Origin of the sequence: Sphingopyxis sp. HIX (assembly GCF_001468285.1) — a bacterium.
Lineage (GTDB): Bacteria > Pseudomonadota > Alphaproteobacteria > Sphingomonadales > Sphingomonadaceae > Sphingopyxis.
Map to the genome: position 1 here is coordinate 1 of NZ_LNSB01000019.1, position 21,026 is coordinate 21,026.

Annotated in this window: 19 protein-coding genes, 1 tRNA gene, 1 pseudogene and 2 riboswitches; of the genes and pseudogenes, 15 read left to right on the forward strand and 6 right to left on the reverse strand. The window is 68.1% G+C overall.

The annotated features are described in order from the left end of the window. The 12 genes and pseudogenes from ATE62_RS23610 to ATE62_RS10660 form a co-directional block, all read left to right on the forward strand. A pseudogene (locus tag ATE62_RS23610) lies at positions 1-845 on the forward strand (SPOR domain-containing protein); the annotation flags it as partial. After that, the gene (locus tag ATE62_RS10610; RefSeq protein ID WP_058810235.1) at positions 842-2,017 is read left to right on the forward strand and encodes a deoxyguanosinetriphosphate triphosphohydrolase; all 1,176 of its coding nucleotides are present in this window, start codon (positions 842-844) and stop codon (positions 2,015-2,017) included. The pseudogene ATE62_RS23610 and the gene ATE62_RS10610, both read left to right, overlap by 4 nt. Positions 2,018-2,322: 305 nt before the next feature. Then, entirely contained in the window at positions 2,323-2,976 is a 654-nt protein-coding gene (locus tag ATE62_RS10615) for an NAD-dependent dehydratase (RefSeq protein WP_058810234.1), read from the forward strand. Positions 2,977-3,034: 58 nt separating this feature from the next. After that, positions 3,035-3,136, forward strand: a riboswitch (glycine riboswitch). After that, positions 3,137-3,243: riboswitch (glycine riboswitch) on the forward strand. A 56-nt stretch (positions 3,244-3,299) separates the two neighbouring features. After that, positions 3,300-4,445, forward strand: coding sequence for a glycine cleavage system aminomethyltransferase GcvT (gcvT, locus tag ATE62_RS10620; RefSeq protein ID WP_082662729.1), 1,146 nt, complete (start codon positions 3,300-3,302; stop codon positions 4,443-4,445). Between the two features lie 3 nt (positions 4,446-4,448). After that, on the forward strand, positions 4,449-4,820 hold the full coding sequence (gene gcvH, locus ATE62_RS10625) for a glycine cleavage system protein GcvH (protein WP_058810233.1): 372 nt from the start codon (positions 4,449-4,451) through the stop codon (positions 4,818-4,820). 138 nt (positions 4,821-4,958) lie between these two features. Continuing rightward, positions 4,959-6,317, forward strand: a complete 1,359-nt coding sequence (gene gcvPA, locus ATE62_RS10630) for an aminomethyl-transferring glycine dehydrogenase subunit GcvPA (RefSeq protein ID WP_058810232.1) — start codon at positions 4,959-4,961, stop codon at positions 6,315-6,317. Beyond that, positions 6,314-7,906: an aminomethyl-transferring glycine dehydrogenase subunit GcvPB gene (gene gcvPB, locus ATE62_RS10635; RefSeq protein ID WP_058810231.1), complete on the forward strand. Its 1,593-nt coding sequence runs from the start codon at positions 6,314-6,316 to the stop codon at positions 7,904-7,906. Before gcvPA ends, gcvPB begins: the two co-directional genes overlap by 4 nt. A gap of 41 nt (positions 7,907-7,947) precedes the next feature. After that, positions 7,948-8,871 (forward strand): nuclear transport factor 2 family protein, encoded by a 924-nt coding sequence (locus ATE62_RS10640; RefSeq protein ID WP_058818507.1) that lies wholly within the window; start codon positions 7,948-7,950, stop codon positions 8,869-8,871. A gap of 9 nt (positions 8,872-8,880) precedes the next feature. Beyond that, complete coding sequence (locus tag ATE62_RS23615; RefSeq protein ID WP_058818508.1) at positions 8,881-9,231, forward strand: hypothetical protein; 351 nt, start codon at positions 8,881-8,883, stop codon at positions 9,229-9,231. Positions 9,232-9,263: 32 nt separating this feature from the next. Then, positions 9,264-9,908 carry a TMEM175 family protein gene (locus tag ATE62_RS10650; protein ID WP_058810228.1) on the forward strand — a complete coding sequence of 215 codons (645 nt, stop codon included), beginning with the start codon at positions 9,264-9,266 and terminating at the stop codon, positions 9,906-9,908. Further along, entirely contained in the window at positions 9,905-10,351 is a 447-nt protein-coding gene (locus tag ATE62_RS10655; RefSeq protein ID WP_058810227.1) for an ABA4-like family protein, read from the forward strand. Before ATE62_RS10650 ends, ATE62_RS10655 begins: the two co-directional genes overlap by 4 nt. Before the next feature lie 14 nt (positions 10,352-10,365). After that, positions 10,366-10,989: a DUF938 domain-containing protein gene (locus ATE62_RS10660; RefSeq protein ID WP_058810226.1), complete on the forward strand. Its 624-nt coding sequence runs from the start codon at positions 10,366-10,368 to the stop codon at positions 10,987-10,989. Here ATE62_RS10660 and ATE62_RS10665 read toward each other — a convergent pair. Then, positions 10,986-12,239, reverse strand: a complete 1,254-nt coding sequence (locus ATE62_RS10665; protein WP_058810225.1) for a hypothetical protein — start codon at positions 12,237-12,239, stop codon at positions 10,986-10,988. The two genes, ATE62_RS10660 and ATE62_RS10665, sit on opposite strands and share 4 nt — an antisense overlap. Positions 12,240-12,308: 69 nt before the next feature. Further along, entirely contained in the window at positions 12,309-13,529 is a 1,221-nt protein-coding gene (locus ATE62_RS10670; RefSeq protein ID WP_156420679.1) for an energy transducer TonB, read from the reverse strand. A gap of 282 nt (positions 13,530-13,811) precedes the next feature. Here ATE62_RS10670 and ATE62_RS10675 point away from each other — a divergent pair, with 282 nt between their 5' ends. Together ATE62_RS10675 and ATE62_RS10680 are read left to right on the forward strand one after the other, a co-directional pair. Continuing rightward, a complete protein-coding gene (locus tag ATE62_RS10675) occupies positions 13,812-15,368 on the forward strand; it encodes a fatty acid--CoA ligase (protein WP_058810223.1) in 1,557 nt (518 codons plus the stop codon). After that, positions 15,365-15,772 carry a GFA family protein gene (locus ATE62_RS10680; protein ID WP_058810222.1) on the forward strand — a complete coding sequence of 136 codons (408 nt, stop codon included), beginning with the start codon at positions 15,365-15,367 and terminating at the stop codon, positions 15,770-15,772. The genes ATE62_RS10675 and ATE62_RS10680 overlap by 4 nt, the downstream gene beginning before the upstream one ends. 413 nt (positions 15,773-16,185) lie before the next feature. Here the strand turns inward: ATE62_RS10680 and ATE62_RS10685 are convergent, their stop codons facing one another. The 4 genes from ATE62_RS10685 to ATE62_RS10700 form a co-directional block, all read right to left on the reverse strand. Next, positions 16,186-16,986 carry an SDR family NAD(P)-dependent oxidoreductase gene (locus ATE62_RS10685; RefSeq protein ID WP_058808419.1) on the reverse strand — a complete coding sequence of 267 codons (801 nt, stop codon included), beginning with the start codon at positions 16,984-16,986 and terminating at the stop codon, positions 16,186-16,188. 30 nt (positions 16,987-17,016) lie between these two features. Next, positions 17,017-18,333: a hypothetical protein gene (locus ATE62_RS10690; RefSeq protein WP_156422280.1), complete on the reverse strand. Its 1,317-nt coding sequence runs from the start codon at positions 18,331-18,333 to the stop codon at positions 17,017-17,019. 89 nt (positions 18,334-18,422) lie between these two features. Then, positions 18,423-19,046, reverse strand: coding sequence for a glutathione S-transferase family protein (locus ATE62_RS10695; protein ID WP_058808421.1), 624 nt, complete (start codon positions 19,044-19,046; stop codon positions 18,423-18,425). Then, positions 19,043-19,975 carry a DMT family transporter gene (locus ATE62_RS10700; protein WP_058808422.1) on the reverse strand — a complete coding sequence of 311 codons (933 nt, stop codon included), beginning with the start codon at positions 19,973-19,975 and terminating at the stop codon, positions 19,043-19,045. The genes ATE62_RS10695 and ATE62_RS10700 overlap by 4 nt, the downstream gene beginning before the upstream one ends. A 364-nt stretch (positions 19,976-20,339) precedes the next feature. Between ATE62_RS10700 and ATE62_RS10705 the strand changes: the two genes are divergently transcribed. Beyond that, a tRNA-Trp gene (locus tag ATE62_RS10705) sits at positions 20,340-20,415 on the forward strand. The last annotated feature ends 611 nt before the right edge of the window (positions 20,416-21,026 follow it).

Genomic DNA, 21,026 nt, shown 5'->3' on the forward strand with positions numbered 1-21,026 from the left:
GCCCCGCTCCGACGCCGGCCCCGGCCGCGACCCCGCCGGCGACCGTCGCCGGAACCTCGGCGCTGCCGGCGGCGATCCTGCCGACGCCTGCGCCGACACCCGCCCCGCCGCCTGCCGCGACGCCGCCGTCCGCCGCCCCGATCGGCGTGGCGATCCGCGACAGCGGCCCCGTCGGCCCCGGCTTCTCGATCTCCGACATCGGCCAGCCCGCCACGGTCGCAACCCCGGCGCCGACGCCCGCGCCCGCCACTGCGACGCCGCAGCCGGTCGAGCTCGCCGCCGCCGAAGCCGCACCGCCGCCGACCTCGGCGGTCTCAGCCGCGCCGACGTTCGCCCCGACCCCCGCCGCGCCGCTCGCCTCGCTCGCCGACATCGTCGGCTCGCTCGAAATCCCCGCCGAGGAAATGGCCGCGTCGACCGACGCGGTCGACGGCGCGACGCTCGCCAAACTCCGCGAAGACAAGCGCAAGGCCGAAGCCGCGGCCGAGGCCAAGCGCGTCAAGGACGACGCCGCCGCCAAGGCCAAGGCGGAAGCCGATGCGAAGGCCAAGGCCGAAGTCGCTGAAAAGAAGGCCAACCCCGCGCGCCTCTGGGTCCAGATCGCGACCGGCGCCAATGCCAAGGCGCTCGCACTCGATTATGGCAAATTCGCCAAGAAGAGTCCGGCCTTGTTCAAGGGCAAGTCGGGCGCCAGCACCGAATGGGGCCGCACCCGCCGCCTGCTCGTCGGGCCCTTCCCGAACAAGAAGGGCGCCGACGCCTGGCTCGCCGATTACAAGAAGGCCGGCGGCGACGGCTTCCTCTTCAACAGCGACGCGGGCCAGGAAGTCGATCCGGTCAAATGACCGCCGTCGCCGACTGCGCCAGCCGTCCCGAACAGAGCCGCGGGCGCCTGCACGAGGAGGTCGGCCGCGTCGTGCGCGGGCCGCGCGACGATTTTCAGCGCGACCGCGACCGCATCATCCATTCGATCGCCTTCCGCCGCCTGCGCCACAAGACGCAGGTCTTCGTCGCCCCCGACGGCGACCATTATCGCGTCCGCCTGACCCACAGTATCGAGGTCGCGCAGATCGGCCGCGGCATCGCGCGCGCATTGGGGCTCAACGAGGATCTGACCGAGGCGCTCTGCCTCGCGCACGATATCGGTCACCCGCCCTTCGGCCATGCCGGCGAGGATGCGCTCAAGGCCGCGATGGCGGGGCACGGCGGCTTCGACCATAATGGCCACACGCTGCGCACGCTCGCCTGCCTCGAATGTCCTTACCCGCGTTTCGACGGGCTCAACCTGACCTGGGAAACGCTCGAGGGGCTCGCCAAGCATAATGGCCCGGTGACGAACCCCGGCTGGGCGCTCGCCGAAATCGACGCGCGCTTCGCGCTCGACCTCGATAGCCACGCCAGCCTCGAGGCGCAAATCGCGGCGGTCGCCGACGATATCGCCTATGACAATCACGATATCGACGACGGGCTGCGCGCGGGGCTGCTCGATTTCGACCAGCTGATGGCCCAGCCCTTCGTCGCCGCCAATTTCGCCGGGGTCGAGGAACGCTTCCCCGGCGCCCCGCGCGAGCGGCTGCTGCGCGAACTGGTGCGCGACCAGATCGGGGTGATGGTCAACGACGTGATCGCCGCGACGACCGCCAATGTCGCCGACGCGGGCGTGACCGGCGCCGACGAGGTGCGGATGGCGGGCCGCACGCTCGGTGGCTTCTCGCCCGAGCTCGCGGCGGCGGAGCGCGACCTCAAGCGCTTCATGTACGCCAATCTCTACCACCACCCCGAACAGCTCGCCGCCGCCGAAGCCGCGAACCGGGTCATCGCCCGCCTGTTCGACGCCTATGCCGCCGACCCGCGGCTGATGGGCGCCGACTGGTCGGCCCGCCTGCCGCACGAAAAGGGCGCGACCGTGCGCCACATCGGCGACTATATCGCCGGCATGACCGACCGCTTCGCCATCGACCGCTACGCCGAAATCTTCGGGCGCGGCGAAGTGCCGGAAGCGCTGGCGCACGCCTGATCCGGAAGCTGTCTTTCGTTGCATGCGGCGGCTTTCGCAGGCAGCGCCGCTATATTTCGCGCAAAGACGCAAAGACACGAAGATGTCGCGCATGCCGCGAAGCGGCGCTTTTCCTCGTCGGTGGTTCAGGCCGCAGTGAAGATGGAAAAAGCGGCCTTACGGCCGCAACCTCCTTATTCGTGTCTTTCTTCCTTCTTCTTTCTTCTTTGCGTCTTTGCGTCTTTGCGCGAAACAAATCTCACCGTCTTCGCGGTCCGGCATCGACCCTCTTTTCGAGCGCCTCTCATCCCGATAAGCTCGCGCGCATGACGACGCCCAGCACCCTGCTCCTCGGCGCGACCGGCATGATCGGGCAGGCGGTGATCGCCCACGCCGGCGACCGCCCGCTCACCATCCTCGCGCGGCGCGAGATGGACGACCTGCCCGGGCAGCATGCGCTGCTCGTCGCGCCGCCCGGGCGCTGGGCCGACATCGTCGCGGTCGAGCGCCCCGCGACGCTCATCTCCTGCCTCGGCACGACGATCCGGCAAGCCGGGTCGGAGGCGGCGTTTCGCGCGGTCGATCACGACCTGATCCTCGCGGCGGCGCGCGGCGCGCGCATGGCGGGCACGCGGCAGATGATCGTCGTGAGCTCGGTCGGCGCCTCGGCGAAGAGCCGCAACTTCTATCTGAAGACCAAGGGCGAGACCGAGGACGGCCTCCGCGCGCTCGGCTTCGAGCGGCTCGACATATTGCGCCCCGGGCTGCTGATGGGCGAGCGCGCCGGACCCAAGAGGCTGGGCGAGGGGATTGCGATGGTCGCGGCGCCGCTGACCGACGCTTTGCTCCACGGCGGCCTGCGCCGCTACCGCTCGATCCGCGGCGATGCGGTCGCGCGCGCGATCGTCGCGCTGATCGGAATCGCGCAGCCCGGCGTGCGAATCCACGAAAATGACGCGATGCGGCGGCTCGCCGATTGACTCTGCGAAAGGCGCCCGCCAAGGCTCGGGCGTCTGTCGCATCCTCCCAAGGGATTCGACCGGCCGCGCGGGAGAGCGCGGGGGCGGGGCAACCCGCGCCTCGCCACCGAAGGAGCAACCGCCCCGGAAACTCTCAGGTCAAGCGGACCGCGCAGGCTGGAACGGACACTCTGGAAAGCGTTCCAGCTCCATGCTGGGACCACCGAAGGGGTAACCTCATGATATCATGGGGGAAAACTCTCAGGTTCCCGTGACAGAGGGGGCATGGCGACAAGGCGGCACCCGCGCCGCTCCTTGCCGTGCTCACGACGGGAGTTCGCGATATGAGCGATGATAGAGAAAATGGTGAAGGTGCGGAGGCCGCCACCGCGACCCTGCCGCTCGATGCCTGGCACCGCGCCAAGGGCGGTCGCATGGTCGAGTTCGCCGGCTATTGGATGCCGATCCAATATGAGGGCATCATGGCCGAACATCAATGGGTCCGCGAAAATGCCGGCCTGTTCGACGTCAGCCACATGGGCCAGCTCTATCTCTCGGGCGAAGGCCTCGACGAGGCGCTCGAAGCGGTGCTGCCCGGCGACGTGAAGAACCTTGCGGTCGGGCGCATGCGCTATTCGCTGCTGCTCGCCGAGGACGGCGGCATTCTCGACGACCTGATGCTCAGCCGCTGGCCCGAGGGCATCTACATGGTCGTCAACGGCGCGGTGAAGTGGGAGGATATCGGGCATCTGCGCGAGGAACTCCCCGACGCGATCACGATCAACCATCTCGAGGAACGCGCGCTGCTCGCGCTGCAGGGGCCCAAGGCGTTCGACGCGCTGAAGCGCCACACCACCGGCCAATGGCCGCTCGACGCGCTCGTCTTCATGATGGGCGGGCCGTACCGGATCGGCGGCGTCGATGCCTGGATCAGCCGCTCGGGCTATACCGGCGAGGACGGCTTCGAAATCTCGGTCGACGCCGACAAGGTGCAGCAAGTCGCGGACCTGCTCTGCGGCGAGCCCGAGGTGAAGCCCATCGGCCTCGGCGCGCGCGACAGCCTGCGGCTCGAGGCCGGGCTGCCGCTCTACGGCCACGACCTCGACCCCACCATCGATCCGATCGAGGGCGACCTCGGCTTCGCGATCCAGAAGCGCCGCCGCGAAGAGGGCGGCTTCCCCGGCGCCGCGCGCATCCTCGGCCATTATACCGACGGGTCTCCGCGCAAGCGCGTCGGCCTCACCGTCGACGGCAAGCTGCCGGTGCGCGAGGGCGCCAAGCTGTTCGACGGCGAGGACGAGATCGGCGTCGTGACCTCGGGCGGCTTCGCCCCCAGCGTCGGCGCCCCCATCGCCATGGGTTATGTCCCGCGCGACCACGCCGTCCCCGGCAAGTCGGTCGCCGCCGAGGTCCGCGGCAAGCGCGTGCACTGCACCGTGACCGCGATGCCCTTCGTTCCACACCGCTATGTCCGCAAACAGGGAGGCTGACCGATGCCGCGTTATTATACCGAAGAGCATGAATGGATCGACGTCGACGGCGACGTCGCGACGGTCGGCATCACCGACTTCGCGCAGGGCCAGCTCGGCGACATCGTCTTCGTCGAGGTTCCCGACACCGGCGCCGAACTCAGCCAGGGCGGCGACGCCGCGGTCGTGGAATCGGTGAAGGCGGCGAGCGACGTCTACGCCCCGGTCGATGGCACCGTCACCGAAGGCAATGGCCAGCTCGAGGAAGACCCGGCGCTGGTCAACAGCGACCCCGAGGGCGAAGGCTGGTTCTTCCGCATGACGCTCGGCGACAAGGGCCAGCTCGACGCGCTGATGAACGCGGCCGAATATAAGGCCTTCTGCGACAATCTTTGACCTCAGTGCCCCCTCCTCTTCAGAGGAGGGGCAGCGAGACTTGCGAGCTTGCTCGCTAGTCGCAGCGGGGTGGTGCACCTGCAGCGGTGTCCACCACCCCAACCCCTCCTCTGAAGAGGAGGGGCTTAGGAGACCAAAATGCGTTACCTCCCGCTCACCGCCGACGACCGTTCGGCCATGCTCGGCGTCATCGGCGCCGCGTCGATCGACGATCTGTTCGTCGACGTCCCCGCCGCGGCGCGGCTCGACGGCCCGATCGCCGATCTGCCGGGTCAGGCCAGCGAACTCGCGGTCGAGCGCCATATGGGCGCGCTCGCGCGGCGCAACCGCGCGGCGGGCGACGGGCCCTTCTTCCTCGGCGCGGGCGCCTACCGCCACCATGTCCCGGCGAGCGTCGATCACCTGATCCAGCGCGGCGAGTTCCTCACCGCCTACACCCCCTACCAGCCCGAAATCGCGCAGGGCACGCTGCAGATGCTGTTCGAATTCCAGAGCCAGGTCGCGCGCCTGCTCGGCACCGACGTCGCCAACGCATCGATGTACGACGGCTCGACCGCCTGCTGGGAAGCGGTCGTGATGGCGCGCCGCATCACCAAGCGCGCCAAGGCGCTCTTCTCGACCGGCGTCCACCCGCATTACCGCAGCGTCGCGCGGACGATGGCGAAATATACCGGCGACGTGCTCGTCGAGGGTGATCCCGAACTCGTGCCGACCACCGACTGGGCGGAGCTCGCCGCCGCGGTCGACAAGGACGTGAGCTGCGTCGTCGTCCAATATCCCGACATCCTCGGCCGCATCGACGACATGGCGGCGCTCGCGAGCGCCTGCCAGGCATCGGGCGCGCTGCTGATCGCGGTGGTCACCGAACCCGTCGCGCTCGGGCTGATCAAGTCGCCCGGCGAAATGGGCGCCGACATCGTCGTCGGCGAGGGCCAGTCGATCGGCGTCGGGCTCCAGTTCGGCGGTCCGTACGTCGGCCTCTTCGCGTGCAAGGCCAAATATGTCCGCCAGATGCCGGGGCGGCTCTGCGGCGAAACCGTCGACGCCAATGGCAAGCGCGGCTTCGTGCTGACGCTCTCGACGCGCGAGCAGCATATCCGCCGCGAGAAGGCGACGAGCAATATCTGCACCAACTCGGGGCTTTGCGCACTGGCCTTCAGCATCCACATGACCCTGCTCGGCGAGGCGGGGCTGCGCCAGCTCGCCGCGATCAACCATGGCCGCGCGAAGACGGCCGCCGCCGAACTGGCGAAGGTGCCGGGCGTGTCGGTGCTGAACAGCGCCTTCTTCAACGAGTTCACCTTGCTGCTGCCGACCGCCGCGCGGCCGGTGGTCCACCAGCTCGCCGAGCGCGACATCCTCGGCGGCGTCTCGCTCGGCCGCCTCTATCCCGAGAACGCGGGCCTCGAAAACGGGCTCGTCGTCGCGGTCACCGAAACCTGCACCGCGGAGGACATCGCCGCCTTTGCCGCGGCGCTGAAGGAGGTGCTGGCATGAGCACGCCCAACGCATCCGGCTGGCGCCCCGAAATGAACGCGGGCGGCGCCGACGACAGCACGACCTTCACCGGCAACCGCGCGCTGATGCTCGAAGAGCCGCTGATCTTCGAGATCGGCTCGACCGAGACGACCGGCGTCGACTTCGACGAGGCCGCCCCCGCGCTCGACCTCGGCACCCTCGCACGCTCGGCGCCGATCGGCCTGCCCGGACTCAGCGAAAGCGAGACCGTCCGCCACTATACGCGCCTCAGCCGCCAGAATTATGCCATCGACCTCGGCCTCTTCCCGCTCGGCTCGTGCACGATGAAGCACAACCCGCGCCTCAATGAAAAGGTCGCGCGGATGCCGGGCTTCGCCGACATCCACCCGCTCCAGCCGCAGGAAACGGTGCAGGGCGCGCTCGCCGTCATCAACGAGCTCGCGAACTGGCTGATCAAGCTCACCGGCATGCACGGCGTCGCGATGACGCCGAAGGCGGGCGCGCATGGCGAGCTCTGCGGCATTCTCTGCATCAAGGCGGCGCTCGAGGCGCGCGGCGAGGACCGGCGCGTGCTGCTCGTCCCCGAAAGCGCGCACGGCACCAACCCCGCGACCGCCGCCTTCGCCGGTTTCAGCGTCGAGGACATCCCCGCGACCCCCGAAGGCCGCGTGGACCTCGAAGCCTTGAAGGCACGCCTCGGCCCCGACGTCGCGGGCGTGATGATCACCAACCCCAACACCTGCGGCTTGTTCGAGCGCGACATGAAGGCGATCTCCGACGCGGTGCATGCCGCGGGCGGTTATGTCTATTGCGACGGCGCGAACTTCAACGCGATCGTCGGCAAGGTCCGCCCCGGCGACCTCGGCGTCGATGCGATGCACATCAATTTGCACAAGACCTTCTCGACCCCGCACGGCGGCGGCGGGCCAGGTTCGGGTCCGGTCGTGCTGTCGGAGGCGCTCGCCCCCTATGGCCCGATCCCCTATGCGGCGCGCTACGCCGACGGCTCGTTCAAGCTCGTCGAGGAGGAAAGCGCGGGCGCCGAGCATCCCGACACCTTCGGGCGCATGACGGCCTTCCACGGCCAGATGGGCATGTTCACCCGCGCGCTGACCTATATGCTCAGCCACGGCGCCGACGGGCTCAAGCAGGTCGCGGAGGATGCGGTGCTCAACGCCAATTATATCCTGCGCAGCCTCGACGATGTGCTCGAGGCGCCGTTCGGCGGCTCGGGCCCGTGCATGCATGAGGCGCTGTTCACCGACAATGGCCTCGCCGAGGGCTTCTCGACGCTCGATATCGCCAAGGGGATCATCGACGAGGGTTATCACCCGATGACGGTCTATTTCCCGCTCGTCGTCCATGGTGCGATGTTGATCGAACCGACCGAGACCGAGTCGAAGGCGGTGCTAGACCAGTTCATCGGGGCGCTGCGCAGCGTCGCGCTGCGTGCGAAGAACGGCGACCCGGCGCTCAAGTCGGCGCCGCACTTCGCCCCGCGCGCGCGGCTCGACGAAACGCGCGCGGCGCGTAACCCGGTGCTCGCCTGGTCCGAACCCGCGGTCGCGCCGGGGGAACCGTCGCTGAGCGAAATCGGCGGCAGCTGAGGGATCGTCCCTCGTCCGCCGCTCGAGGTGGAGGAGGGACTATGCCGCGTTTCCTGTTGCTGTTGATCGCCGCTGCGGCGCTGTCGCCCGCGGCGCACGCGCTCGATCTGCCCGCCGTCACGGCCGCCGCCCCCAGCCCGGCGGCACAGCTCGCCGAGCTGGTCGAGGCCGACAAGGCGTTCGCTATGGCTGCCAAGGACCGGCTGCTGCCCGATGCGATCGGCGCGATGCTCGCGGAGGATGCGGTCATGCCAGCGCGCGGCGACACGCCCTTCCTGCGCTCGCGCGAAGCGATCGTCGCCTATCTGCACGCCAATTCGACCGCGGCGAAAGGGCGCGCCGACTGGTTCCCGGTTCGCGGCGGCATTTCGGCGGACGGGCGGCACGGCTTCACCGCGGGTTATTTCACCGCGACCCTGCCCGACGGGACCGAGCAGCTCGGCAAATATCTCGCTTATTGGGGCCGGACGCCCGACGGGTGGCGCGTGCTGGCGTATAAGCGCGTGCCGCGCGCCGCGGGCGCGGTCGACAGCGGCTTCCGCGCGCTCGGCCTGCCCGACGCGGCGGCGTGGCGCGGCGCGGCGCCCGCCGATGCGCTTGAGACGATGCTCGCCGCCGAGCGCGCCTTTGCCGCGCGCGCGCAGGTCGCCGGGGTGGGTCCGGCGTTCGGCGAATATGGCCGCGCCGACGCGATCAACCTCGGCCCCGACGCGGGGCTGACCGAAGGCGCCGCCGCGATCGCCGCGGGCTTCGATCCCGAACAGCAGCCGGGGCAGGCGATCGACTGGGGCCCCGACTTCGGGCTGGTCGCGCCGTCGGGTGACCTCGGCGTCAGTTTCGGGCGCATCACGCCGAAGCAGCGCCCCGCGGGCCTCGCGCCCGATGCGCCGATCCCCGCATCGCCCTTTTTCACGCTCTGGCATCGTGATACGCCGGAGGCGCCCTGGCGCTATATCGCCGAATAGGAGACGCGCATGCCCGATACGCCGCCCCCCGACCGAGCCGAGGGCGCGCGTAGCAGTGCCATGGGATGCCTCGCCGCCGGGGCCTTGTTCGCGGTCGTCTTCGTCGCGGTGTGGCTGGCGGCGATCACGCTCTATGGCCTCGTCGTCGAGCAGTGGGAGATGGTCCGCGTCCGCCGCGAGTTCGGCTACGACTGGGCGTTTCTCTGGGCGCCGCTCATCGCCTTCGGGGCCGCGACCGCCGCGGGTTTCGCGGCGACGCGGCGGCTGTCGGCGGCGCGGCTGACGCTCCTGATCGTCGTGACCGGCCTGATCGCGCTGTTCGGCGCGCTACTGCTCTTCGGGCTTGGCGGGCTGCTCTAGCGCTGGCAAGAAGCGCGCGAAGGGGAAGGGGCATGACCAGCGGACAGCAGCGGCTCGACGCGTTCACCGATGCGGCCTTTGCGTTCGCGGTCACGCTGATGGTCGCGGGCACCGGCGGCATGGCGCCCGACTATCGCCAGCTCGAGGCGGCGCTGGCGGGCGCGCCGAGCTTCGTCATCGCCTTCGCGCTCATCGCGATGTTCTGGCTCGCGCATGTCCGCGCGCGGCGGATGGCGGGCGACGGCGACTGGCGCTTCCTGCTGCTGACGCTCGCGCTCGTCTTCACCGTGCTGCTCTACGTCCATCCGCTGCGCGCGATGGCGTCGAGCTTCGCCGCCTTCGTCTCGGGCAACGCCGACGATTATGACGGCCGGCTGGGGCAGATGTTCGCGCTCTACGGCGCGGGCTTCGTCCTGATGTCGGTGCTCACCGCGGGCCTGTTCCACACCGCGCGGCGCAATCCGGCCCTCGACGCGCAGGGACAGCGCGAAGCCTATGGCCAGGTGATCATCTGGGCGATCCTCGCCGCGACCGGGATCGTGTCGACGGCGCTGACCTTTTTCCGCAATACCGTGCCTTTCGCGCCGATGGTCTATGCGACTTTGCCGCTGACCATCGGGCTTTTCGCCGCGCGCTACCGCTGGGCCGAACCGACCGAACAAGGGAATGAAGCATGAGCTGGGATACGCTGTTTCTGCTGGCCAATTACTGGGCGATCGCGGGCTGGATCGCGCTCGCCGCGCTGCCGCGCAGCCCTAAGATATTGGCGCTCATCCTCTATGCCGGGGTGTTCCTGCTCTGCCTTGCCTATGCCGTGCTGCTCATTGGTTTCCTGACCGGCTCGATCGACCAGGGCGGCGCCGGCGGCGGCAGCTTCACCACGCTCGCGGGCGTGATGAAGCTGTTCGCGACCCCCGGCGGCACGACGCTCGGCTGGATCCATTACCTCGCCTTCGACCTGTTCACCGGCCTCTGGATCGCGCGCGACGCCGACAACAAGGGGTTCGGGCGCATTGCGCAGGTCCCCTTCCTGTTCCTGACTTTGATGGCCGGCCCGGTCGGCCTGCTGTCCTGGCTGGTCGTGCGCGAACGCCGCGCGCGGGCGCAGGCCAAGGCGTGACGCCGCAGCCCTGGATGCCGGGCGACGCGGGCGAGGCCGCGGCGAAGCGCCACGCCCCCGCCACCGCGCGCAATCGCGACGCGATCGCCGCGGTGCTCGCCGACTGGCTGCCACCCTCGGGCACGATCCTCGAAGTCGCGAGCGGGTCGGGCGAGCATGCGATCCATTTCGCCGCCGCCTTTCCGCATTTGCTCTGGCAGCCGAGCGATCCCGACCCCGCGGGGCTCGCGTCGATCGCCGGCTGGCGGACCGAGGCGGGATCGCCCAATGTCGCACCGCCGCTCGCGCTCGACGCCGCGGCGCCCGCCTGGCCGGTCGACCGCGCCGACGCGATCCTCTGCATCAACATGGTGCATATCAGCCCGTGGGCAGCGACGCTCGGGCTGTTCGCCGGTGCCGCACGCCTGCTCGCGCCCGCCGCGCCGTTGATCCTCTATGGGCCCTATGTCGAGCCCGGCGTGCCGACCGCCGAAAGCAACCAGGCCTTCGACGCCAGCCTGCGCGCCCGCGACCCCGCGTGGGGGCTGCGCGATACCGATGTGGTCAAGGCCGCCGCGACCGCCGCGGGCTTCGCCTTCGCCGCACGGCGCGCGATGCCCGCGAACAATCTGATGCTGCTCTTCCGTCGTCCGGCCTAGGCGCCGTCGGTCACCGGACGTCCGTAATTTTCGGGCGTGATATCCAGCCGTTCGATCCGCGGCGCGAACTCGCGCCGCCGCATGTTGGTGCCCGTGGCGTCCTCGGTCCAGCGCGCGGTCAGCGAATAGCGCTCGACCATGTAAAAGCCCGGATTGACGCCGTCGGCGCTTGCCTTGAGCGGGGCATAGACGCGGCCCTCGAGATGCGTGACGACGGGAGCGAGCCACCCCGTTCCACCGCTCGAGCGCAGGACCTCCACCTCGGACACCTTGCCCGACGGCGTCACCCAGAAGCCGAGGTCGGCCCATTTGCCGATCGAGTTCAAGGCGACCAGCCGCCGCGACGTGTCGCCCGCGGCGATGGTCAGGAAGGCGGCGTTGGTGCTGCTGTCGGCCAGGCTCTGGTTTCCGGCGTTGCGCACCGTATCGATGCCGGGCGACTTGATCGGCGACGCGGCGATCAGGATCGGCTTGGTAGCACCCCCCTGTTCGGCGAATTGCCGCATCAGCGCCGCGGTCGATTCCTCGCGGCCCGCCTTGCGGTCCATCCGGGTGAGCGAAACCTGCGCGACCAGCCGCAGGTCGTCGGTGCCGGGCAGCGGGTCGGCGACGATCGCCTCCAGCATTGCGCGGGCGCGCTTGCGGTCGCTCGGCAGGTTGTTGTCCTCGGCGGCGACCTGCGCGAGCACCGCCTGGCGCAGCCGCGCGAACATCGCGATGCGATTGAGGCCCTGGCTCAGCGCCTCCTTTTCGACATCGGCATAGATGCGCGCGGCCTCGTCGGGAAAGCCCAGCTTGGCGCGGCTGTCGCCCACCTCGATCTGCGCGCCCAGCACGCGCGGATCCTCGCGGCCGAGCCCTTCGCGCAGCGTGTCGCGCATGTCGAGCACCGACGACTGGAAGCTGCGCGCCTCGCCGACATGTTCGGCGACACGCCCGTTGGCGCGGTAGAGGTCGGACACCGCGACCGGAAAGGCGCGGCCATGCGCCGCGTTGCGGTCGATCGATTTGAGCAGCGTCGTGCGCGCCGCCTTGTAGCTGCCGGCGACGAACTGGTTCTCGGCGTGCGCGAGCGTCGCGGCGATATCCTGATCGGGCGGACAGCTCCGCGCAAGGCACGCCGCCAGCGCCGCGGCGGTCTCGGCCAGCGGCTGCGCGGTGACGATGATGGGGCCGTCGCTATCGGCGGCGATCGCAGGCGCGACGCAAAGCGTCGCGGCGAGCGGGGCGAGAAAAACAAGGCGACGCATCAACCTTCTCCCTTCACGCTATCGTGCGCGAAGGGTCTCACGAAGGCGCCGTAGCGTCAAGCCATGCGGTCAGCCGGTGGGGCCGCTCTCGACCACCGGCCGCTGGTAGTTTTCGGGGGTGATGTCGAGCCGCTCGATCCGCGGCGTCGCCTCGCGGCGGCGCATGTGGGTGCCGGTCGCGTCCTCGGTCCAGCGCGCGGTCAGCGTATAGCGCTCGATCATGTAGAAACCCGGGCTCGCATCGTTGTCGCTGCGGCGCAGCGGCGCATAGACGCGCGTCTGGATTTGCTTGAACACCGGCTTCAGCCACTGCTTCGTGCCCTCGCTGCGCAGCACCTCGACATCGCTGACCCGCCCGTCGGCGTTGATCCAGAAACCGACGTCGGCCCATTTGGCGACGTTGTTCAGCGCGGTCAGCCGCTGCAGCGTGTTCGCCTGCGGCTGGTCGTTGCCATAATCGTCGGTCAGGTCGATGCGCTTGATCGGCTCGCTGAACAACAGCATCGGGCGCGTCGCGCCGCCCTTGTCGGCGAAGTCCTTCAGGATCGCCTCGGTCGAGCTCGCGTCGCCCTTCTTGCGGTCCATGCGCGCGCGCATCACCTTCGCGACCAGCGCAAAATCCTCGCCGCCCGCGAGCGGCTCGGCGATGATCTTGTCGAGCGCGCTGCGCGCCTCGGCATAGTCGGCGTCGAGACCCGAGGCTTCGGCCCCGGTCTGGATCAGCAGCGCCTGGCGCACGCGCGCGAACATCGCGACGCGATTTTGGCCGTTCGCCAGCGCCTGCTTCTCGACATCCTTGTAGATGCGCCCGGCCTCGTCCGGGAAACCCAGCTTGGCGCGGCTGTCGCCGACCTCGACCTGCGCGACCATCACGCGCGGGTCCTTTTCGCCCAGCCCGGCCTTCAGCGTGTTGCGCATGTCGAGCACCGACAGCTGGAAATTCTTCGCCTCGCCGACATGCTCGGCGACGCGGCTGTTGGCGCGGAACAGGTCGGACACCTCGACCGGAAACTTGTCGCCATGCTTGCGGTTGCGCCCGATCGATTTGAGCAGCGTCGTACGCGAATCCTTGTAGTCGCCCTGCAGCAGCTGGTTCTCGGCATGCGCCAGGCTCGCCGCGACATCCTGGTCGGGCGGACAGTTGCGCGCGAGGCACGCGGCGAGGTCGTCGGCGGTTTCCTTCAGCGAACGGCCGGTAACGACGATCTCGGGATCGCCGTTCGTCTGCGCGGCGGCGGGGAACGCCAGCGCCGAGGCGAGCAGCAGGATCGGCAGGCGGGTCTTGGTCACATGATTCTCCATGCGGGCCGCGGCCCGGCTGTGTTATTTCGATAATCCACCATAGAGGGATTGCCCAAGCGTAGCAATAAGTTGGCGCGGCGCCCGCGCAATCGTCGCCCGCCCAACGCGCAACGGCGTTCGACGAACGTCCGCGGTCGCGCGGGATTGCATAGGCTTCGAACTGTCTCCAAGATGCGCGGCGACGCAGGGAACGCAGGCCGCTTGTCAAACCGTCCGCGCGCCTGTTATCAGGCTTGAGAATTGCCGCGAACGGCATCCGGGAGAGTTTGAATGAAAGATCTGGCCGACCTTCTGACCTTCGACGAGTTCATTGCCCATTGGGCCGCCGACCGGCCGGATCGCATCGCGCTGCGCGAAGAGGATCGCGTCTACACCTATGCCCAGCTCGACGAGCTGACCGCGAAGGTCGCGAGCGCGCTGTTCGCCGCGGGGCTGCAAAAGGGCGACCGCATCGCGTGGATCGGCAAGAACAGCGACCTCTATTTCCAGCTCTTCTTCGGCGCGGCGCGCGCGGGCATCGTGATGGCGCCGATCGGCTGGCGGCTGTCGCCCACCGAATGGGCCTATGTGCTGAACGACACCGGCGCGAAGATGCTGTTCACCGGCCCGGGCTTCGAGGCCGTACCCCAGCAGCTCGCCGGCAAGCTCGAACATGACCCGCGCATCCTGACCGATGCCGAGGCGCGGGCGCTGATCGCCGCGACCCCGCGCGCCGCCTTCGACGCGGCGGGCCCCGACGATGCGGTGCTCCAGCTCTACACCTCGGGCACCACCGGCAATCCCAAGGGTGCGGTGCTGTCGAACCGCAACCTCTTCGCGCTGCGCCGCAATTCGAGCGAGCTCGACATGCCCTATACCAAATGGGAGGATGACGAGGCGGTGCTGGTCGCCATGCCCTGCGCGCATATCGGCGGCACTGGGCTCGGCATCATGGCGCTCGCGGCCGGCCTCCCCGGTGTCGTCCTTGCCGAGTTCAACCCCGACGGCGTGTTCGATGCGGTCGAGCATCACGGCGTGACGCGCTTCTTCATCGTCCCTGCGGCGCTCCAGATGCTGCTGATGCATCCGCGCTGCGCCGAGACCGATTTCGGCCGCCTCAAATATATCCTCTACGGCGCCGCGCCGATCCCGCTCGAACTGCTGCGCCAGTGCATCAAGATGTTCGGCGCCGACTTCATCCAGGCCTATGGCATGACCGAGACGACGGGCACCATCTGCATGCTGCCGCCAGAGGATCATGATCCCGAGGGCAACCAGCGCATGCGCTCGGCGGGCAAGCCGCTCCCCGGCGTCGAAATCCGCATCCTCGGCGACGACGGTCAGGCGCTGCCGGTGGGCGAGGTGGGCGAGGTCGTCACCCGCTCGTCGAACAATATGATCGGTTACTGGAACCTGCCCGAGGCGACCGCGAAGACGATGACCGCCGATGGCTGGATCCACACCGGCGACGCCGGCTATCTCGACGCCGACGGCTATCTCTATATCCACGACCGGATGAAGGACATGATCATCTCGGGCGGCGAGAATGTCTATCCGGCCGAGGTCGAGAGCGCGATCTTCGGCCACCCCGCGGTGCAGGAGGTCGCGGTGATCGGCATCCCCGATGCGAAATGGGGCGAGACGGTGAAGGCGGTCGTCGTCCCCAAGCCCGGGATGAGCGTCGATGAGGGCGACATCATCGCCTGGACGCGCGAGCGCATCGCCCCCTTCAAATGCCCGCGCAGCATCGACGTGATCGAGGCGCTGCCGCGCAACGCCAGCGGCAAGATCCTGCGCAAGGACCTGCGCGCGCCCTATTGGGAGGGCTATGAGCGGATGGTCAATTGACCGCGCTCGAAGGGACGTGCCTCTGCGGCGACGCGGGCTGGACGCTCACCGGCGATCCGGGCTCGATCACCGCGTGCAACTGCACGCTCTGCCGCCGCTACGGCGCGCTCTGGGCCTATGACTATGAGGGCGGGCGCATCGTCCTGAGCGGCGCGACGCGAACCTTCACCCGCGTCGGCAAGGCCGACCCGGCGCTCGAAATCCACTTCTGCCCGACCTGCGGCTGCCTGCTCGCCTGGCGCGGGCTGCGGCTGGAGGCGGACGGCCGGCGCCGGATGGCGGTAAACATCCGGCTGGCCGACCCCGATGCGGTGGCGGACCTGCCGATCGATCATTTCGAGGGGCTGGAAAGCTTCGAGGATTTGCCGTCGGATGGGCGCGTGGTCAGGGATATGTGGTTCTGATTGGCTTGTCAGCTTTCGGGCGGAAGGGGCCATTCTAATCCTCCCTGTCGCGAAGCGATGGGGAGGGGGACCATGCGAAGCATGGTGGAGGGGTGGCTGCCTTGAACCAATGTTTCAGGCATCGACCCCTCCACCGCCTTCGGCGGTCCCCCTCCCCACGGCTACGCCGCAGGGAGGATTAAGATGTCCGCTCTCCACCCCAAAGCCGACGTAGCCTGTAAATAAGGCTTTCCTACATTATCCGGCTGTGCCAGCCTTCATCCGACTCGTTCGTTGGTGGAAAAATACGGTCGCCGTACGGCGCGCATCCAACAAGCCGCAAGGTCCAAACAGCGCCGCGCACAAGGCTGAACTTCACTGAACTTTGGAGTGTCACGCCGCTCTGGCGCCGATCGGATTCAATCCGCCGCCGATCAGAAAAACTGCGTCCCGCCGTCCTGGTTGATGATCGCGCCGGTCATATAGGCCGCGCGTTTCGACAGCAGGAAAACAAACAGGTCGGCGAGCTCGTGCGGGCGGCCGACGCGGCCGAGCGCGACCTTCATCCCCCATTGCTCGCGCATCCAGCGGTCGAGCGCCTCGCCCGGGTCGCCGCCATAGGCCGCGACCGCCTGTTCCGCCGCGCCGTCCAGCGCCTCGGTCGCCACCGCGCCCGGCGCGACGCAGTTCACGCGCACGCCCCTCGGCCCATAGGCCATGGCGAGATTCTTCGACAGCGCGGCGATTCCCGACTTCATCGCCACATAAGGATAGAGATGCGCCGCCGCCGCGCGCGTCGAATAGGAAGCCGTGAGCACCACCGCGCCACCGCCTGACGCCGCGATCACCGGCAGCGCCGCCTGGCACGCGCGCACGCTGGTCATCAGCACCGCCTGGAAGCTCGCTTCCCACGCGGCTTCGCCGTCCTCCTCGAAACTGCCATGGCTGAGCACCGGCCCCGCCGTCACCGCGAGCCCGTAGAGCCGCCCGAAATGGTCGGCCGCTGACGCGATGGCATCTTCGACCTCGCCCGGCCGCGTCGCATCGGCGCCGCGCACGATCACCTCGGCGCCCAACTCGCGCAGCGCCTTTGCCTTGGCCTCGCCGCGCGCGACATCGCGCGCGACCAGCGCCAGCGCCGCGCCCTCCGCGGCAAGCAGCGCTGCGGCGGCATAGCCCATGCCCTGCGTGCCGCCGACGATGACGATCGGCTCGCCGCCCAGTCCCAGATCCATCCTGCGCTCCTCCCGGGGCGCGGCGTCAGCCTATTTGTCGCCGCTGTTCGCGCATTGCGACATATCGCCGGCAAGGCAAGCCGCGGTCTTGCGCCGCCACTCGGCCATCGCCGCTTCATGCTCGCGTGCCAGGCGGGTGCTCTCGTCCTGATGCGCCTTCAGCGCGGCGTTATAGGCGGCCTTGTCGGCGGCGATCTTGGCATCGCGCGCGGCGAGCGCGTCGGTCCGCTCCTTCTCGATCGCCGCGAGGTTCGCCGAATATTCGGCCTGTTTCGCCTTGTTGAGGTCGGCGACGGCCTGGCGCTTCGCGGCCTCGTCGGCTTCGAAGGCTTTGAGCGCCACATCATAGGCGCGCAACTGCTCCCTATAGGCCAGCCCCTCCGCGGTCAGCGGGCCGTCCTCCTGGATGGCGCAGCCCATGCCCTTGGGGCAGGGCGGCAGCTTCGGCGCCACCGGCGGCGTCGGCCGTACCCCGGGCTTGTAGACGATCGCCTTGGGCGCCTCGGGCTTCGGCGCAGGCGGGCCGGTGCGGGTGAGCATCAGTGCGGGGTTGCCGCCCTTGGGCGCGGTGACGGTGTTTTCCTTGGGCTTGGGCGCCGCCGCTGTTTGCGGGGGACCCTTGACGTCGCGCGCGCCGATCGTGATCGGAATCCGGACACGCAGCCCGCCCCAATGGCCGCCCATGAAGCATTCGCCCCTGTCGCTGCGATAGGTGATCGTGGTCAGGACGCGGTTCGCCCAATCCGAACTTATCGGGCGGTCGTTCTCATCCGGCGGAAATCTTTCCTGATCGACCGGTGCTCCGGCCGTGAGCACGACGTTGTAAAAGGTCGCGTCGCCACGCTGCTCCTTGTCCCATGTCGTTCTCGAAGCCAGCACCAGCGGCCGCGCATAACGGTCCGCCGGACGCTCCTCGACCGGCAGGAGCCAGCTTTTGGCCATGGAAATCGGCCGCAGATTGATGCCCAGCCCCTTGCGTACATCGTCGGTCAGGACGCGCGCGATTTCCGCGTCGATCAGCGCCGTACAGACGTTTTCGAAGTCGGCCGACGGGTGAAAGGGGAAGCTGCTGTTTCTGATCGCGCCATCGCCGCCCTGAAAATAAGCAAAGGGCCAGGAGGAACCGGTGAATTTATAGGATGCGTCATGGTCGATGTCGCTCGGCTTGGCCGGCACCGTCTCCAGCCTCAGCCGGGTCAGCAGATATTCGATCGTCGACGTCGCGCTGCCGTCGGCCGGCAGCCCGTCATTGACCCGCGTCCAGCCCGACGGCAGTTGCGCCTGTGCGCTGTGCGGAGCCAGCAAGGCAGCCGAAAGCAAGAGCGGCGTCATCCGGATTCGCATCATCTCTTCCCCCCGAAGAGCGGTTGTGATCGCGTCGAACCTACCCCGCCGCGCTGACGCGGCAATCCCAAAAGAAATCGGGATCGTTGCGATCAGGGGGCCGCGGTTTGCCGCTCGCGCGCCCGCACGAACCCGTCGCGCGCCATGCAGCGCGCCAGCCACTCCTTGGTCCGCTCGCCCAGCACATCGTCGGCACCCAGCGTGGTCGCGAGGAAGGCGGCGTAGCCGATGACGATATCGGCGATGGTGAAGCGCCCCGCGACCAGCCACTCGCGCCCGTCGCCCAGCGCGGCCTCGATGCTCTTCGCGCGCCCGCCGAAGAAGGCTTTGTAATCCTCGACCGCTTGCGCCAGCCGCCGCTCGGGCACCTCGACGCGCGTGTAGCGGATCATGATCGCGAGCGGGAAGGTGAGGGTGGCGTCGCTCCGGTGCAGCCAGTTGCGCCACTCCCAATAATCGGTTTCGTCGCGTCGTACCTCGAGGCTCGTGCCTTCGGCGATGCGTTCGCAGATCGCGGCGGACTCGGTCATCAGCCGCCCGTTCTCGACCCAGCCCGGCACCGTCATCAGCGGGTTCACCGGGCGATAGTCGGGTTCGAACGCGCGCGGCGGGAATTTGAGCACGCGCAGGTCGACGTCGATCCCGGCCTCTTCGACCGCCCACAGGCAACGCAGCGAACGCGCGTCGGCGCAGTGATAGAGGATGGGCAGGGTCATGCGGCGATATCCTTCTGGCGTTCGATGTGCAGGCGGTGTTCGCGCCACGCGATGAACAATCCGCTCGCGACGATCAGCGGCGCGCCGATCCACGTCGTATCGGCGGGCAGGGTGCCGAAGAACCACCAGCCGCACGCGATCGACCACAGCAGGCTCGAATAGTCCATCGGCGTCACCACCGACACCGGCGCGAGGCGCAGCGCGCCGGTCAGCGACAATTGCACCACCGCGCCGAGCAGTCCGAGCCCGATCAGCAGCCCCCATTCGCCCGCGCTGTGCGGCGTCATCACGAAGGGCAGGGCCAGCCCCAGCGGCAGCATCGAGATCAGGCTGAACCAGAAGACGATCGACATCGCGCTTTCGGTGCGGCCGAGGTCGCGGACCTGGATGGTGATCAGCGCGGTCATCACCGCGCCGCCGAGCGCGATCAGCGTGCCCAGCCCGTGATCGCCCTCGAACCCCTGCAGCAGCAGCGTCGTCGGGTTGAGCACGACGAGCACGCCGACGAAGCCGACGATCACCGCCGCCCAGCGTTGCCACCCGACGCGTTCGCCGAGCAAGGCCGCGGCGAGAAACACACAGATGATCGGCACCGACAGGTTGATCGTCGTCGCCTCGGCCATCGGCAGGAAGATCATGCCACCGAAATTGAGCGCCATGCCGGTCAGCCCCATCATCGCGCGGCGTGCGTGGATACCGATGCGCTTGGTCGCGAACATCGACAGCCCGCCATGCGTCAGCGCCCATATCGCGAGCAGGGGCAGCACCAGCGCCTGCCGCCAGAACAGGCTCTCGACCAGATGGATGCCCGCGGCCGAGATATGTTTGACCAGCACGAACATCACCGACAGGCTCAGCATCGCGAGCAGCCGGAGCGCGATCCCGCCGAGATAATTTTGCGGCGGATCGGATGCGGCGGCGGCGGTCATGCAAGGCCGCATATCAGGCGGCGGATGCTTTGCAAGCGAAGGGTCCGCGCTTCGTTGCCACGCCGTCGAGGTTTGAAGCAAAATGGCCCAGTGCGAGGAGAGAAGGCGAAGACATATGTCGATATTTCGAGACTTCTCGACGAAGCAATGGGCCATTTTGATCAAATCCCTTCGGGACGTCCAAATGGCTTCCATCTCGGCCCGAAAGCCGCTTGGAAAGGCAACCAGCCTTCCCTGCGCGTCTTTCGGCCCGACCTGTTCGCCATTTGGGCGCCTCGACGGTGTGGCAACGAAGCACGGACCCTGCGCAATGCCATAAGGCTTGCCCCGCCCCCGATGTCCGGCTAATGGCGCTGTCCGGCCTAGGGGTATAGCTCAGTTGGTAGAGCATCGGTCTCCAAAACCGAGGGTCGCGGGTTCGAGTCCTGCTGCCCCTGCCAGGCCTGTTCCATGGCGTCCCAGGACGTCCCCGCGCATCCTGCGACGTATCGAGAAATCCGTCAGGAAATTTGCGAAAAATCGACTCGCTATGTCCCGGATCGCCCCATGAGCAGTCCAACTTCAGCGAGTTGAGGGCAGGCATCAGGGTAGCTCGGCGAGATCATCGGACACCTGCCAACGGATCGACGCCCCTCAAATTCTAGATTTTTTTATTTTATAGCGCTCTAGCTGCGTCACTCCCGGCTGCTGCCCAAATCACGGTACCAAGTTCGAGTCCTGCGTGGCGTGGTCCCCGATCGCCGAAACCGTATAGGCAGCGCGGCAAAACGCGGCAGGCGCCAGATTCTCGCGAAAATACCGGAGGCGTCCCGTCTGTAGCCCTCGATCGCGGCTGTCAGCCATGCGCTGCGGAGAATGCTTAGTAACTATAACTATTTTTAGCTGAAAAATAAGCCCTGTGATCCGGAAATTCCTGTCTTTTGCACGGATATCATCGACGCAACGCCATTGATGCAAGCAGGTCTTTGCATCATTTGTATTAAAATCTCCGTACTGGAAAAACTCATCCCATTTTCCGCACAGGCTATCGTTTTTTTTGATTCGAATAATT

Coding starts and splice junctions, on each gene's coding strand:
- ATE62_RS10700 (WP_058808422.1), bottom strand. CDS start 19,975: ATGACCGCCGCCGCCGCATCCGATCCGCCGCAAAATTATCTCGGCGGG.
- ATE62_RS10690 (WP_156422280.1), bottom strand. CDS start 18,333: ATGATGCGAATCCGGATGACGCCGCTCTTGCTTTCGGCTGCCTTGCTG.
- gcvPB (WP_058810231.1), top strand. CDS start 6,314: ATGAGCACGCCCAACGCATCCGGCTGGCGCCCCGAAATGAACGCGGGC.
- ATE62_RS10675 (WP_058810223.1), top strand. CDS start 13,812: ATGAAAGATCTGGCCGACCTTCTGACCTTCGACGAGTTCATTGCCCAT.
- ATE62_RS10655 (WP_058810227.1), top strand. CDS start 9,905: ATGAGCTGGGATACGCTGTTTCTGCTGGCCAATTACTGGGCGATCGCG.
- ATE62_RS10685 (WP_058808419.1), bottom strand. CDS start 16,986: ATGGATCTGGGACTGGGCGGCGAGCCGATCGTCATCGTCGGCGGCACG.
- gcvPA (WP_058810232.1), top strand. CDS start 4,959: ATGCGTTACCTCCCGCTCACCGCCGACGACCGTTCGGCCATGCTCGGC.
- ATE62_RS10615 (WP_058810234.1), top strand. CDS start 2,323: ATGACGACGCCCAGCACCCTGCTCCTCGGCGCGACCGGCATGATCGGG.
- gcvT (WP_082662729.1), top strand. CDS start 3,300: ATGAGCGATGATAGAGAAAATGGTGAAGGTGCGGAGGCCGCCACCGCG.
- ATE62_RS23615 (WP_058818508.1), top strand. CDS start 8,881: ATGCCCGATACGCCGCCCCCCGACCGAGCCGAGGGCGCGCGTAGCAGT.
- ATE62_RS10665 (WP_058810225.1), bottom strand. CDS start 12,239: ATGCGTCGCCTTGTTTTTCTCGCCCCGCTCGCCGCGACGCTTTGCGTC.
- ATE62_RS10660 (WP_058810226.1), top strand. CDS start 10,366: ATGCCGGGCGACGCGGGCGAGGCCGCGGCGAAGCGCCACGCCCCCGCC.
- ATE62_RS10695 (WP_058808421.1), bottom strand. CDS start 19,046: ATGACCCTGCCCATCCTCTATCACTGCGCCGACGCGCGTTCGCTGCGT.
- ATE62_RS10610 (WP_058810235.1), top strand. CDS start 842: ATGACCGCCGTCGCCGACTGCGCCAGCCGTCCCGAACAGAGCCGCGGG.
- ATE62_RS10650 (WP_058810228.1), top strand. CDS start 9,264: ATGACCAGCGGACAGCAGCGGCTCGACGCGTTCACCGATGCGGCCTTT.
- ATE62_RS10640 (WP_058818507.1), top strand. CDS start 7,948: ATGCCGCGTTTCCTGTTGCTGTTGATCGCCGCTGCGGCGCTGTCGCCC.
- gcvH (WP_058810233.1), top strand. CDS start 4,449: ATGCCGCGTTATTATACCGAAGAGCATGAATGGATCGACGTCGACGGC.